The organism is Streptomyces sp. MA5143a, assembly GCF_900290235.1.
Lineage (GTDB): Bacteria > Actinomycetota > Actinomycetes > Streptomycetales > Streptomycetaceae > Streptomyces.
The window spans coordinates 1-13,403 of the sequence record NZ_OLMK01000116.1 but is presented as its reverse complement, the minus strand read 5'-3'; the positions used below and the strand labels follow the sequence as shown (position 1 = coordinate 13,403).

11 protein-coding genes and 2 pseudogenes are annotated in these 13,403 nt (G+C 69.6%); 6 read left to right on the top strand and 7 right to left on the bottom strand.

Annotation, left to right across the window (positions count from 1 at the left end; translation table 11 throughout):
* Positions 1-250: pseudogene (locus SMA5143A_RS37975) on the top strand (discoidin domain-containing protein); the annotation flags it as partial.
* 513 nt (positions 251-763) lie between these two features.
* Here SMA5143A_RS37975 and SMA5143A_RS37960 read toward each other — a convergent pair.
* The 6 genes from SMA5143A_RS37960 to SMA5143A_RS37930 form a co-directional block, all read right to left on the bottom strand.
* Positions 764-1,204, bottom strand: a complete 441-nt coding sequence (locus SMA5143A_RS37960) for a hypothetical protein (protein ID WP_146194019.1) — start codon at positions 1,202-1,204, stop codon at positions 764-766.
* Positions 1,205-1,544: 340 nt separating this feature from the next.
* The gene (locus SMA5143A_RS37950) at positions 1,545-2,150 is read right to left on the bottom strand and encodes a lytic polysaccharide monooxygenase auxiliary activity family 9 protein (RefSeq protein ID WP_107467355.1); all 606 of its coding nucleotides are present in this window, start codon (positions 2,148-2,150) and stop codon (positions 1,545-1,547) included.
* 413 nt (positions 2,151-2,563) lie between these two features.
* Positions 2,564-3,370, bottom strand: coding sequence for an acetoacetate decarboxylase family protein (locus tag SMA5143A_RS37945; protein ID WP_219923638.1), 807 nt, complete (start codon positions 3,368-3,370; stop codon positions 2,564-2,566).
* Positions 3,371-3,489: 119 nt separating this feature from the next.
* Positions 3,490-4,494, bottom strand: a complete 1,005-nt coding sequence (locus tag SMA5143A_RS37940) for an esterase/lipase family protein (protein ID WP_219923637.1) — start codon at positions 4,492-4,494, stop codon at positions 3,490-3,492.
* Between the two features lie 13 nt (positions 4,495-4,507).
* On the bottom strand, positions 4,508-6,424 hold the full coding sequence (locus SMA5143A_RS37935) for a hypothetical protein (protein WP_107467350.1): 1,917 nt from the start codon (positions 6,422-6,424) through the stop codon (positions 4,508-4,510).
* On the bottom strand, positions 6,421-8,982 hold the full coding sequence (locus SMA5143A_RS37930) for a GMC oxidoreductase (protein WP_107467349.1): 2,562 nt from the start codon (positions 8,980-8,982) through the stop codon (positions 6,421-6,423). Before SMA5143A_RS37930 ends, SMA5143A_RS37935 begins: the two co-directional genes overlap by 4 nt.
* A 604-nt stretch (positions 8,983-9,586) precedes the next feature.
* On the opposite strand from SMA5143A_RS37930, the gene SMA5143A_RS37920 reads away from it, so the two are divergent.
* From SMA5143A_RS37920 to SMA5143A_RS37910, 3 genes and pseudogenes are all read left to right on the top strand, one after another.
* Positions 9,587-10,081: a hypothetical protein gene (locus tag SMA5143A_RS37920; RefSeq protein WP_107467348.1), complete on the top strand. Its 495-nt coding sequence runs from the start codon at positions 9,587-9,589 to the stop codon at positions 10,079-10,081.
* 209 nt (positions 10,082-10,290) lie between these two features.
* Positions 10,291-10,616: pseudogene (locus SMA5143A_RS37915) on the top strand (UvrD-helicase domain-containing protein); the annotation flags it as partial.
* An 85-nt stretch (positions 10,617-10,701) separates the two neighbouring features.
* A complete protein-coding gene (locus tag SMA5143A_RS37910; protein ID WP_107467347.1) occupies positions 10,702-11,340 on the top strand; it encodes a hypothetical protein in 639 nt (212 codons plus the stop codon).
* 599 nt (positions 11,341-11,939) lie between these two features.
* On the opposite strand, the gene SMA5143A_RS37905 is transcribed toward SMA5143A_RS37910, so the two are convergent.
* Positions 11,940-12,338 (bottom strand): hypothetical protein, encoded by a 399-nt coding sequence (locus SMA5143A_RS37905; protein ID WP_107467346.1) that lies wholly within the window; start codon positions 12,336-12,338, stop codon positions 11,940-11,942.
* Between the two features lie 299 nt (positions 12,339-12,637).
* On the opposite strand from SMA5143A_RS37905, the gene SMA5143A_RS37900 reads away from it, so the two are divergent.
* Positions 12,638-12,895: a hypothetical protein gene (locus tag SMA5143A_RS37900; RefSeq protein WP_107467345.1), complete on the top strand. Its 258-nt coding sequence runs from the start codon at positions 12,638-12,640 to the stop codon at positions 12,893-12,895.
* A 90-nt stretch (positions 12,896-12,985) separates the two neighbouring features.
* Positions 12,986-13,312, top strand: coding sequence for a hypothetical protein (locus SMA5143A_RS37895; protein ID WP_258193975.1), 327 nt, complete (start codon positions 12,986-12,988; stop codon positions 13,310-13,312).
* The last annotated feature ends 91 nt before the right edge of the window (positions 13,313-13,403 follow it).

Genomic DNA, 13,403 nt, shown 5'->3' with positions numbered 1-13,403 from the left:
CGCGGTCGGCGGTGGCACAGCGGGCTTCCCCGTCGACTTCACGATCCAGACCCGCCCCGACGGATCCAGCACCTACACCACCGCCCGCACCGTCACCGCCGAACCCAACCCCAATGGGGCCGCCCAGACCTACACCCTCACCTCCGCCGCAGGCCGCTATCTGCGCCTCAGAGTCACGAAGCTCGGCAAGCCCGCCTCTGACGAGAGCAACAGATACCGCCTCCAGCTCGCCGAGATCCGTATCAAGTAGCAGCCCAAGCCGAAACCGGGGCGGTGCCGGCCGTGCACCACGGCCGAAACCGCCCCGGCGTCTTCAGATCGTTGACCACCTCAAAAGCCGCTTCTCAACCGGCATGTGGAGCAGCGGAAGAGCCATGCCCAGGAGCGGCAGCGCGGCACTGTTCGCACTGGGGATTTGTCATATGCACACTGCCGCCCGCGGGCGGGCTGTCGGTGAAGGAGAAGGTGCCGTCCGCCTTCACCGTCACCGCGGGCAGGGGCTTGCCGTCGGGCGATCCCAGATCGGTGCGGGTGACCGCCACCGTGGCTCGCTGACAACGCGCAGACGGTACGCCGGGTCGCTGCCCCATTCCCACCACCGCAACCCACGGTCCACACCCGGGCCCTCACGCTCGTCTTCGCGGCGCAACACCAACGCCCGCCATCACGGTCTCCTCGTCGCCCAGCGCCGCGAACGCGCTCGCATCCGCAGCGAGAAGGGCATCCGACGGGGCGGACGCCTTGTCGGTGCGGCAGCGTGAGTTCAGCTCTCAGGTCTGGGGTCGCTCCGCAGGTCGATGAAGCCGGTCTCGGCGTCGCCGCGGAAGGTGAGCGCTTCCTCGCCGACGCCGAGAGCATCGAGCAGGATGCCGAGCGCCACATCGACGTCCACGTCGGCACGCCCGACCCAGACGAAGACATCGGGGCTAGGGCTGTTCTCCAAACGGCTGAGCGCGAAGTCGATCTCCTGGATGCGGAACATCGCCACATCCACCGCCCCCAGGTCTTCCCAACCCCGTTCGATGTTCAACCGCAGCCGCGCGGCCAGAACGTCCAGCGACGGCGACAGGCCGGCAACGAGCCGGAAGGAGCTCGCCGCGTACTCCCACATGCTGGCCTGGTAGGCCGGGTTTCGCTTCCTTCCCTGGTACTCCGGCGCACGCTCCCAGTCCGGTTCAGGGCCAGGAACCCCAACCTCCGCCATACGCCCTCCCCACCCGCCGCTGAGCTGTGACACCTCACTCTAGGAGCTCAGCGTCTCGCACCACGGTTCACCAACCCGGTGAACGTACGCGGTCACGGCATCAGCGACCTCGCGCACGCAGCACGCGCCCCTCGCCGTCTGTGAGGACCGTGGCCTTCACCGCGGTCTGCTTGATCCTGCCGGAGACGCACCTGTCCCGGTCCTTGCGGCCTGCGGTACGCAGGAAGCCCCGTCGGGGCAGGGTGACCACATGGGCGCCTGCCCCGACGGGGTTCGGTCGCTCGGGCGGCGGGTTACCGGCGCCCGACAGAGGTCGGTGCCGAGTGCGGTGCTTTGCGGCTCAGCCGAAGTTCACGTCGCTGCACCACATGTAGGCCTGGTCGAGGTGTGAGGCCTGCCAGATCACGAACAGGATGTGGTGTCCGGTGTAGCCGGAGGTCTGGACGGGGAACGTGATGTTCTGTGACGGGGCGAAGCGGCCGGTCTGCGTGATGAAGTCGAGGTTGCTCCAGCCCAGGCTCTGGGTCTTGGGGTTGAAGCCCTGCTTGCTCACGTAGACCTTGAAGTAGTCGGCACCGTGGGACGCCTGGTCGTACAGCTGGACCGAGAAGTTGTTGCCGACGGTGGTGGTCTTCCACTGCCCGGGTTTGTTCAGGCTGGCGTTCCTCGAGAGGTTGTTGCTGCAGAGCGTCCCGTCGGGGGTCCGTGCCTGGAACTGGCCTCCGAGGCCGTCGCGGAGCGCGCTCATCCAGTTCCACATGGTGTCGGCGTTGGCCTGGAAGGCCTGCCAACACATGGGGTCCTGGGTCTGCATGGCCGGGTTCGTGTGGTTGTTGCCCCACGTCTTCCAGCACTGGTACGCGCGGGTTGCGGGGCCGACCACGGTGCCGTGAGCCTGGGCGGGGGTCGACCAGGCGAGCGCGCCGACGACCGCGGCGAACAGCATGACGAGCGCCTGGAGAGGCCGGCGGAAGGACGCCCGCGAACGCCCGGTTAACGGACTCTTGTCGCGCATGTGGGGGGACTCCTTTCACTTGCAAGACAGTTGTGGGAGCGCTCCCACAGTTAAGCCTTCTGCGTGAGATGTCAATGAGGCCGACGGAGTTGATTACAGAAGGGGGTGGCGAGCAGAGAATTTCCCGTGAGCCGGGAGTAGCGCCATAGCCGGCTTGGGGAGTCGGTCCTTCGCGGGGCGGCCATCGCCCGTCTTCCATGAACCGCTTCTGGGGGACCCGTCCTTGGTAGCGGGGGTCTCCCGACTTCGCGCTGCCTCGTGGCCGGGGCCGTGGATACCCGACCAGAGCCCCGCGGCGGGAGTACACCCTCGGCTCGGTCAGGTCCGTACCAGCAGCAAGGTGTTCACGGCCGGGCTCCCACGTCGATCCGCGGTGGTGCAGGCCACTCCTCCGACAGGCCCAGATCGACGATGCTCTGGAGTGGTTCGCCGAACGTCCGCCCGGCCTCCTCACTCGTGAGGAACCAGCATTCGAAGTGGTCGTCGAGGATGCCCCGGGTCGACGGCAGGAAGCAGGTGAACAGCGGCTGTTCGGCGATCTGGAGACCGAGCAGTGCGGCGGCTGCGGGGGCGTCACCGAGGACGAGACGGGCGCGGGCCCGCCTGCCCAGGGCGATGTCGGCGGCGCCCTCGAAGTAGATGGACGATTTCATCAGCATGCCCCGAAAAGCGCAGTAGTTGACCGCGGCCACCCGCAGCGGTAGCCGCGTCTCGGGCGGGCGTTCGATCTCGATGAGCATGCCCAGCCGGCCGTCGTCCTCGTACTGGCTCGAGACGGCCCGGTCGCCCACCTTGAAGTCGAGGCTGGCCCGGTGTTTCGGCATGCCCCAGATGCCCTTGCCGCCCTTGACCGAGATCTCGCTGCTCACCGGAAGGTCCACGACGTACTGGCCGGTGCCGAAGCTGCCGCGCAGCAGCCCGGGCAGTAGCGGCGGCGCCGGCCGGGGGCCGTGGGTGCAGGCGATGGCCACGGAGAACTCGATGTAGCGGCCGATGTCGGTGCGGGCGTAGTCGACGACGGTGACGACGAGCAGACCGCGGCCGCCGGGGATCGCGAGCGGGTGCAGTTCGCCGCCGGGCAGCAGCCGGGCGGCCGCCGCGCGGTCGACGGGGAACGCGGCCATCAGCGCGGGCGTGTCAGTGGAATCCACGGGCAGCACGAACGGGATGCCGTCGACGAGAGCGTGCCGTCCGGCAAGTCGTCGCTGTCGGCACGGGACCGGTGATCGTGTCGCAGACATGACCATCCGGGCCAGGCCCAGTGCGGGATTCATCGCGCCAGCTCCTCCAGGATCAGCGGATAGGTGTCGGCCGCCGCGCGGCGGCCCAGGAAGACGTCCAGGTGGCCGTATCCGGGCAGGACGTGCAGGCTGTCGCGGCCTGGGCGGTGGCGGTTCAGGAAGTCGAAGGTGCGGCGCTGACTCTCGGCGAGGAAGCAGCGGTTGTCCTCGCCGGCGAACAGCGCGAAGCGGGCGTCGGTCTGCGGTGCCCGGTCGGTGAAGGACAGCGGCAGACCCTCGACCTCGCCGGTGGCCACGAGATGGCCGGCCCGCACACTGGCGTCCATCTGCGCGAAGAAGGTCATGGGAACCTCGGCGAACTCGCCGCGGATCCAGTCGTGCGTGGGCTCGTCGAGGTTCGCGTGGGACCACAGGGCCGGCCGTCCCGAGCCATAGGTGAAGCTGACCATGCGGCAGACGCCGTTGCGGCACTCCCGGTGGGTGGCGCGGACGAAGCCGGCGACGCAGTGGGCCGCGAAGCCCTCGGGCCGGTCGCCCCAGGCCGGTGACAGGTGCGGCAGGACGCGGCCGACGACAGGTGCCACCTTGCTGATCTTGAACCGGGACACGGCGGGCACGACGGGATGCAGCGAGACGGCGTTGCTGACCACGGTGTCCACCTGGGGCAGCAGCCCGGCCGCTGCGGCCATCATGAACGACGTCGAGCCCTGGCAGTGCACGACCGCCTTGAGCCGGTCCGCGCCGGTGGCGGCGAGGACGTGCTCGACGGCGGCCGGATGGTCGTGGGCGGCGGCCTGGTCGAGGGTCCAGGGCATCGGGTCCAGGTCGATGGAGGCCCGCCAGTTGAGCAGCCACACGTCCCAGCCGGCGTCGATGAGGGCGTCGACGAAGGTCCTCGGCAGCGGCGGCCGGAAGAGTTCGGCCCGTACGCCCGCGCCGTGCACCACCAGCACCGGGCCACGGGTCGGCGGATGCCGGCCCTGCACATGGACGACGGTCAGCGGCCGGCCGTCGCGGGCGGTGAGGGGCCGCACCTCGGTGATGTGGTCACGGCGGGTCGTGGGGCGCGTGGGCGTGCGCCGGACGGAGCCGGTCCCGGTCCGGGGACCGGGACTCCCGTGGCCTCGCGGATTCCGTTCGGGGCGTGCGGTCATGGCGTTTCGCCTCCCGGGCGATCACGACGGGGTCCTCGATCAGCCGTACGGTGAGGGGCTCGGCGGGCACCGCACGTTTGCGGCCGTCAGGCGCGTTGATCAGGTTCCACCGATGGCAGATCCCGTCGAGCACCAGGGCGCGCAGGGTGAGGTCGCCGTTCGGCTCGACGTGCAGACGCAGGAAGCCCTTGTGGTCCTCGACGGCCTGTCCGGACATCTGCCAGTCGGCGACGGCGCCGCCGCGTGCCGACAGCACCCACAGGGCGAAGGCCTGCGAGCCGGCCACCGCGCCCAGTACCGCGGCGACCGCGAGACAGACCAGGAGCACCCCCCAGCCGGGCCAGTCGGCGGGAAACGGCAGCGCGACGGTGACGGCGAGGCCCCCCAGCGCCACCAGGGCCTGGAGGAGTACGGCGTCGGCGGCGCGGGGTCTGGCCGGGCGTGGGCGCCAGGTCCGGCGCAGGAGACCCCACAGCACTACCAGGACCCCGCCGGTCACCGCGGTGAACAGGCCCAGGTCCGCGGCGCTCCCCTGCCGTACCGCGTCGACGGGCTGCAACCTTTCCTGCGCCACCGCGAACAGGAAGCCGAGAACGACGAAGGCGGCGGTGTGCAGGGCGGCGGTGAGCCGGCAGAAGCCGGGGTTGCGCCGGGGCAGCCAGTACGGGGACCACGGCGTCGCGATCCGGCGGGCGAGCCGGCGGGAGTCCGGCACCCGGGGGTAGGTGCTCTCCTCAGCGCGCGTGAAGGTCAACGGGGGGTCGTCCTTCTCCCGCAGCCGGGTCCCCGAGGGCGGCAGCGACAGGTCGCGGGGCAGGGTGTGGGTCGACGACAGGAAGGCGCCGCCGAGACCACACGTCACCATCTGCCGGCGCCGGGGGTCGGGCGGCGGGTGGGCGCACTCGGGCGGATCCGTGGGCAGGCGCTCGGCGTAGCGGACGTAGTGGTGCTTGTCGCCCGTCAGCCACAGCCGGATCGAGGCGCCGGTGGGCACCTGCTCGCCAGTGCGCTGGTCGGTGCGGGTACGGACCACGGTGCGGTCGAACCAGTGCAGCGTGTCGAAAGCGTCGGCGTCGTCGGCCGACTTGACCCAGGTGGGTTCGGCGCAGCAGACGATCACTCCGTCGCCCGGTTGCAGCCGGGCCGACAGATGGTTCTGGAAGTAGCGCATCTGGGGGTCGTCCAGATACGCGCCGAGCTGGCTGTCGAGGCCGACGAGCCACCACTTGCACGGCAGCCGTACGGCGAAGTAGCTGCGGGTCTGCCGGGTCTGCCAGCCACCGACGGGCTGTTGCAGGGCGAAGGTCCGCAGGAACGCGGTGAGGCCGTCGTACCAGTCATGGTTGCCCGGCAGGGCCAGCATCAGCGGCGGGACGCCGACGGTGGACGGCAGGGCGTTGGTGTAGGGGCCGGTCATGCCGTCGCGGTAGGCCGCCACCGAGGCCACCGGGTAGACCTCGTCCCCGCCGAGCACGAGCAGTGAGCCGCGCGGCAGCCGCTCGCGGTGGACGGTGAGATCGTCGGCGGCGAGGGCCCAGGCCACCGACGCAGTGGGGTCGAAGCCGTCACCGAGGTCGGCGACGTAGTCGATCCACAGCTCGTGCGGATCTGGGTCCCCGAGCGGGGCCCGCAGGGGCGCGGCCCTGAGGGTTCCCTGGATCTCCCGCTTGTCGGCGTACGCTGCGAACACATCTGCCAGTGCGACCTTGACGCCGGTCCGCACGAGGCAGGCCGGGTCCAGCCAGCGCACCGGCTCGCACGGGGTGAAGTCGAGCTCCTTGGCGTGCGCGCGCAGCTGTTTGAGGTTCATGGCGTGTCTCTCGCGGGTACGGCGCGCGCCAGGCGCCGGCCGTAGACGGCCCACAGTTCGCCCAGGAACAGCTTGCCGAAGAGCTCCATCGCCCGCGCCGGATGCGGGCCGGTGGTGCGGAAGGTCGTCAGCTGCTGGACGAAGTCACCGAGCCGGATGATGACGATCCCGGCACCGATGGCGGGCGCGGTGGTGTCGTGGTCGGGGTGGGTGTGCCCGGCGAGCAGGCGGACGTAGAGGGTGGAGGTGTCGGGCCAGACGTCGGCGCCGGGGTCGTCGTGGACGTCCTTGTGCCCGGTGAGGGTGAGCGGGGTGCCCTCCTGGGTGCGCAGGTGCAGCAGGTAGAGCATGCGCCGTCGGCTCGCCTCGCCGTCCTGGACGAAGAGGTTGAACCAGCCGCGCTCCACCTCCAGTCGCCCGCCGAGGACGTCGCAGTCGACGTGGCCGACGGCGTCCGCCGCGTGGGTTGGCTCGGCGACGAAGCGGTCGACGTCGGCGGCGGTGATGGTGAGCCGGAAGCTCAGCCGCTGCCCGAGCGAGCGTCCGAGCGCGTGCCCCTGATCGGGGGCGTCGACATCCAGGGCGATGTGCCCCTTCATCTCCTCGGTGAAGCTGAGGCTGGTGGGTGGCTCGGTGGGCGAGGCTGCTTTCGCGGGCGAGGCTGCTTTCGCGGGCGAGGCGTGGGCGCCCGGCATCGCGGGGCCCGGCGTCGTGGGGCCCGGCGTCGCGGCTTCGGTCGGAGTGCGCGGCGCGGACCCGTCGGCCTCCGGTCCCTCGAGTGCCGTCCGTGCCGTACGCGCCGTACGTGCCGTACGTACCGCTGGCGCCCCGGCGGCCGCGCGCGGTGCCGATCTCCCGTCCAGGATCTGGTCGCAGGCCCGGTCCGCGACGGCGGCGATCGTCAGGGAGGGGTTCGCGCCCACCGCGCCCGGCAGCAGCGCGCCGTCCAGCACGTGCAGGCCTGGGAAGCCGAAGACCTCGCCGATGTCGTCGCACACGCCCTCCCCCGGATGGCGGCCCATGGGGGAACCGCCGAGCGGGTGCACGGTGATCACGCGGTTGCCCCACCACCACAGCGGGTTGTCGAGGAAGTCGCCGCCCAGCTCGCCCGCGATGTCCCGCATGGTCGAACGGACCCGCTCGAAGTACGCGCGTGAGGTGCGCGTCGTCCAGTCGACGTCGAGTTGGCCGCGGCGCAGCCGCATCCGGCCGTCCGGCACATCGCGCCCCATGCCCAGCAGGGGCAGGGACGTCGCGGAGAGCAGGGCGGGCCCGAGCAGCAACGCCAGCTGCCCTCCGACGCGGCCCGCCGGATTCACACCGAGGCGGGCCAGCAGCCGGTGCAGCCCGAATCCGAGGAGGCGGCGGGCGCCGCCCGGCAGTTGGGCGGACTCGGCGAGCCACGCGACGAAGTCCGGGTATCCGGCGTCCTCGATGTAGAAGCCGCGCCCCGCCGAGCCGTCCTCGTCGAGTGCATCGCCGCCGCGCACGGCACTCGTGATGACCGGTCCTCTGCTGGCGTCCAGCCGCAGGGGCCGACCCCCGTCGGTGTCGGTCGTGGCGCGCAGCACCAGGGCGAGCAGGTCGCCGTTGCCGCTGAACCGGGTGCCCAGCGCGCTGCTGATGCCGGGCAGCGCAGCGCGGTTGCGCAGCAGTAGATAGGTCGAGCCGAAGGTGCCGGCCGCCAGCACCAGTCGGCGGCAACGGATGCGGTGCGGAGGCAGCCGGTCGGTGGCGGTGCGGCGGCCTTCTCGGGCTGGATCGTGGACGACGTACGAGACGTCGTAGCCACCGCCGGGACGGGGTGCGAAGCCCCGCACCTCGCATCGGGTACGCACGTCGGCGCCGTGGTGCCGGGCCGCCGACAGGTACGTGTGGTCCAGGGTGTTCTTCGCGCCGTAGTTGCAGCCGATGTCGCACTCACCACACAGTCGGCAGGTGCTGCGGGGCAGGCCGTGCAGATTGCCGTAGTCGGGATCGGTGATCTGCGCGCCCGGCACGGGAGGCGCGCCGGGCCGGGGCGCGAAGGAGACGGCGAGGGGTGGCCGGAACACGGGCAGGTCGAGCCGACGGGCCGCCTGGTGCAGGGCGAGTGTCTTCGGGGTGTCCTGGTACGGGTACGTGGTGGCGCCGAGCATGCGCTCCACCCGGTCGTAGTGCGGGTCGAGGTCGGCGCGGCCGATCGGCCAGTTCTCGTAGCCGCCGCCGGGCAGCGGCGACTCGTGCACGAACCACCGTTCGTCCTTGCGCAGCAGGACGTTGGCGTAGACGAGGGATCCGCCGCCCAGGCCACTGGAGACGACGCCTTCCAGGCCGCGGAAGGACCAGAGGTCGAACATGCCGTGCAGGCCGTTGCTCGGGTCCCAGAAGTTGCGGGCCATGTCGGCGGGGCTGCGGGGGAAGCTGCCCGGCGGGTACGGCTTGCCCCTTTCCAGCACCATGACCGACTGACCGGCCTCGGCGAGGCGGTACGCGGTGATCGCCCCGCCGAAGCCCGAGCCGACGACCACGGTGTCGACGTGGGCTGTGTCCTGGCTGTCATGCGGTGCGTCGGCCATGGGTACTCCCTGCCCTGGCCCCCCACAGCGTGCTCGAACCACCTAAATATGCTCACACCGGCAGCAGACGCCAGCAAGCGGGAAATTATTACTGTATCTCTTTCAACTTCGCGTATCACTTACAAGTTCGGATGCCGGTCAGAATCCGGTCGGCGGTGACGGCGGTGGCATCGTCGACCGGGCGGACGAGGACGGCGTCGCGGATGCCCTGTCCATCGGTGAGGGTCGAGCTTCTTCGCGGCCCGCAGCTTCTTCAGCAGTGGAGTTCGTCCCTACACCGGCCTCGTTCCACGCGGCCGGTGTCCGCCAACACGTCATGCCGGTACCGAAGCCCAGCTCCTGGGGCAGGGCAAGGGGGGTACCCACTTTGCCGATTGCGTCTTGGGCTGCTTCCCAACAACCGTGTTGCGCCGGCCTCCCCCCACGGGTGTACCTGTGCCGGGCCCGGCGTCCGTTGGGGTGCGCGACGAGTGTCGGTCCACCAGGGCGGCAGTGTTGTCATGGGACGCTCACAGCACTCGGCACGGGATCCACCTGCCGGAGCCGTGACCGTTCAAGGCAGTCCCAGGGACACGCCATACGCATCTTCGATATGGGAGGCCCGGTGGATGTCAGCACATTCTACGCGCTCTTCTCGGCCACCTGCTTCACGCTGGTCGGCCTCTGGTGGAACGTGGTGCAGGGGCACCGAGACTGGCTGTGCCATCCGACGCTACGCCGGATCGTCGGCGGTATCTATCTCTCGTTCCTACTCCCCGCGCTCATGGGCCTGTTTGCACAGGTCGGCGGTACCGAGACCCCTGAGATCTGGCGGTGCAGTTTCGTGGTGCTCGCCGTGATCGGCTGTGTGTCGACGCTGCGCCTGACCGGCCGCATTCGCCCGGAGGGCTCGTCTGTGTTCCTTACGTTGGCGCAGGCGGTGGCTGCCTTATTTTATGCCTTGATCGCATTGGTGGGCGCGGAGCCCGAACTCGCCAACATCGTCGACCTGAAGCCGATCCAGGCCGAGGCGGTGTTGCTGATCCTGTTGGTCGTCCTGGGCCACGGGCTGGTCTGGAGGTTCATGGCCGGCGAAGGTCGGCCCGCCGACGGGGATTGACCTCGCCGCTTCGGATTCCGGGAAGAACTGCCCAAGACGGCGCGGGAGCCTCGTCCTTTACGAGCATCGGCCCCCTCGTCCGATCAGGGGCCACACTCCATGCCTCCGCGAGGCTCAGCCACAACCTCGCCCCCCGTCTCACGGCGATCACGAACGGCCCCACACGGCCTCGGCCTCCCGCAGCTCGGCCTGGAGAGCCTCCGCCTCGGGCGGTCCTGCCGTTCGCCCGCCGTGCCTGGGCCGGCGGGCTCAACCCGACCAGGGAGTGGTCCGCTTCGAGCACGACCACTACCTGAAGATGTGGGCCCCGACCGACCCGAAGATCGATGCGGACTTTCTCCTGCCCTACGAGGCACAGGACACCAACCCTGTCCTGGAACAGGTCTTCTCCGCCCAGCGCGGCCATGCGCAGCTGGTCATGGTCGGTGGCTCCGCCCAGGCCATCTACGGCTGGCGCGGCGCCCGCGATGTGATGACCGGCTTCGACGCCATCCACCTGGCCCTCGCCCAGCGCTTCCGCTTTGGCCCGCTTGTACCGGGCGCAAGAGCGGCGAAGACAGGACGGGTGAGTAACATGCCTGGCCAACCGCACAGTCTTTTCGCCCAGAGGGGGAACAGTCATGGCCGCGACACCAGCACAGACAATCGATCTCAAGGCTCAGTACAGCGCCCAGGTCGCCGCCGACCTCGAGCGCAACGCCAAGGAACAGGACCGTCTCCGCGCAGAGATCGACGCCCTCAACGACCAGCTCCTGCGCCTGCAGCAGGACCACACCGTGCTCGTGAACATGCAGCAGGCACTCGGCGTCGTCACCCCCGAGCCGGCCCCCGCAGCCGAACAGGCCGCAGCACCTTCCGTCCCCCGGCAGAAGGCCACCACCCCGTCAGCCGGCAAGCAGCCCCGTACGCGGAAGACCACCGCTCCCCAGGGCGTCAAGCAGACGAAGGCGAAGAAGCCCGCCGCCAAGGCCGCGGCCGCCAAGGGGACTCAGCCGACCCTCGTCGAGCTCATCCGCCAGCACCTCACCGAACAAAGCGAACCGCGCTCCGCAGCGGAGGTCGCCGCCGCCCTCGGCCAGACCCACCCCGACCGCCGCATCCAGACCAACGTCGTGCGCACCACCCTCGAAGGGCTCGTGGCCAAGAGCAAGGCCCAGCGCACCAAGCAGGGCTCATCCGTCTACTACACCGCCCTTGAAACCCAAGAACCGACAACGTCGCCCCAGACCGACTCCCAGCCCGCCCAAGCCAACAGCTGAATCCGCCGCCTCTCCACTCCCCCAAAGACGGGCCGAGAGACACCGCAGGCGCATCCTCCACGGCACACGTACTGGGAACGTAGCCCAGCCAGACACTCATCCCCCGCGAGGTGGCCTCACGCAGCGCATCCGAAAGAGGGCCAGCCCCGTTGCCCGGACCGCGTCGGCGTCACGGCCACCGTCTACGCCCACGTCCGGCTCCGCCTCCGATGCCAGCCATCGACGACTTTCGGAACTGCCCTCGACGATCCGGCGAACGCCAAGGCAGAAAGGACCGATGGCGACGAACCGCCACCCTCCATTGATGGCACCTTGTTGGCACGGCGGCCCGGACTGGCGGGAGCAGGTCGCCCCCTCTCCGGGGACCAGGGGATCCTGGTCTACCCGCCGCTATTGGACGGCCGAGGCGCTTGACGCGCATGAGTGGCCCTGGCCGGTTCGGTAACCGGCCAGGGCCTTGCGACATGAGGCGAAGCGCGGACTTGATCCGCGCGCTGGGGAGCGTCGCCCGTTGCCGGGCGACGCTCGACCGGGTCGAGACGGCCGTTGCGCACGTCATTGCGTACCCTCAGCGCATCGTCACAGATCGGGCTCGGGGTCTACCAGGGTGGGCGGCTGTCACGGAGCGCTACCGGGGTCTGGTCGGGCAGGGCTGTGTCTTGGTCGTTGCGCAGCAGCATGCCCGGGTCGGGTTCGAAGTCTTCGTTGGACGGTGCTGGCTGGTGGAAACGTTCGGTGCGCGGGATCGTGACTTCCACCCGCCGGTCCTCGTGGAACATCCACAGCCCGAAGCAGTCGTCGTCCTGGTCACGAAACAGCACCTGCACCGTGTGCGGATGCGGCCACGGCAGCGACTCCAGGTGCTTGAGCAGGCCCTTGCGGGCGTGCATCTTCTCGAACTCCAGGGCCCAGCCGAACTCATATCCCCTGTGCCCGGTGATCGGGACGAAGCGGCCTCGCCACGTGCGTTCCGGGTCGTCCTGGGTCAGCGGTTCCATGACCTCGTCTGCCCCAGCCGAGGTCCTCTCCCCTGGGTCCGGGGTGCGCGTGCCGGGTCGCTCAGGGCGGTCATGGCGGTCATGGCGGTCGCGGTGCGGCTGCCCGCTCCGTGAGGAAGGGCATTCCGACGGGGAAGAGGGGCATTCCCGACGGGGCAGGAAGGGAAAATCCGACGGGAAAGAAGGGCAGACTCCATGTCAACGCTTCGTGAAACGTTATGAGTTGAGGATGCCCATGCGATGCTGCCTTCTCCCCCTGTCGCTGCGGAGATGTCGACAGGCCGTGAACGGAGTTCTCCATGCAGAAGGTCATCGACTACATCGAAGAACATCGGAAGGCGTACGAGAACCACGCATTCTTCACTCGCCTGCTCGCCGACGAGTCACTCCCCGGAGAAAGGCGGCTGGCGTGGGGTCCCAGCGTGATTCCCTTCATCATGGGCTACTCCGATCTGAACAAGTACGTCTTCCGCAAAGACGAAGGCAATGACCGGCCCGATCAGCTGCAGACCCTTCTGAATGCGCACACGTACGAAGAGGACTTCCACTGGCAGTGAGCTCTTTTCAACCTCAGCGGGCTGCTGGCGAGGCTCGCCCCTGGTTGAGCCGGGCGGAGGCTCTGGGGGCAGGATGTCTTCGTGCCCGCCATGGTTGTTGAGATCCACGTGCCGTTGCTGCCGACGCCCGGCCTGCCAGACGGCTCCTACCCGTTTCCCTGGATCGAGGAGGTTGAGGGCTTCCTGTCCGATCTCGAAGACCAAGGTGACGTGGAAGTCTTCGACGAGGGAGAGGAAGAGGGGGATGTCTACGTCTTCTTCGTCACCGGAGCCGGTGAGGGGGATCTTCTGACGGTGGCGTCCCGCGTGGCGACGCTGCCTGGGATCCCTGCGGGAGCCGTTGCGGTGGTCAGCAACGACGAGGCCGAGGAGTTCGGCCTCGGGCGGCGGGTGGCGCTCCCACTGCCTGCCCTCTGAGTACTGGGGCGGAGCCTCCGCCCCCTTGTCCAGGGCGGTTCAGGTCGCCCGGCACCGGGGCACCGCGTGCGTGACGAAGTGAAGCTCCTGC

Bases quoted from the DNA above. Each gene is read 5' to 3' on its own strand.
- SMA5143A_RS37960 (WP_146194019.1), bottom strand. From the start codon at position 1,204: ATGGCGGAGGTTGGGGTTCCTGGCCCTGAACCGGACTGGGAGCGTGCG.
- SMA5143A_RS37950 (WP_107467355.1), bottom strand. From the start codon at position 2,150: ATGCTGTTCGCCGCGGTCGTCGGCGCGCTCGCCTGGTCGACCCCCGCC.
- SMA5143A_RS37935 (WP_107467350.1), bottom strand. From the start codon at position 6,424: ATGAACCTCAAACAGCTGCGCGCGCACGCCAAGGAGCTCGACTTCACC.
- SMA5143A_RS37930 (WP_107467349.1), bottom strand. From the start codon at position 8,982: ATGGCCGACGCACCGCATGACAGCCAGGACACAGCCCACGTCGACACC.
- SMA5143A_RS37910 (WP_107467347.1), top strand. From the start codon at position 10,702: ATGGCCGCGACACCAGCACAGACAATCGATCTCAAGGCTCAGTACAGC.
- SMA5143A_RS37905 (WP_107467346.1), bottom strand. From the start codon at position 12,338: ATGGAACCGCTGACCCAGGACGACCCGGAACGCACGTGGCGAGGCCGC.
- SMA5143A_RS37900 (WP_107467345.1), top strand. From the start codon at position 12,638: ATGCAGAAGGTCATCGACTACATCGAAGAACATCGGAAGGCGTACGAG.
- SMA5143A_RS37895 (WP_258193975.1), top strand. From the start codon at position 12,986: ATGGTTGTTGAGATCCACGTGCCGTTGCTGCCGACGCCCGGCCTGCCA.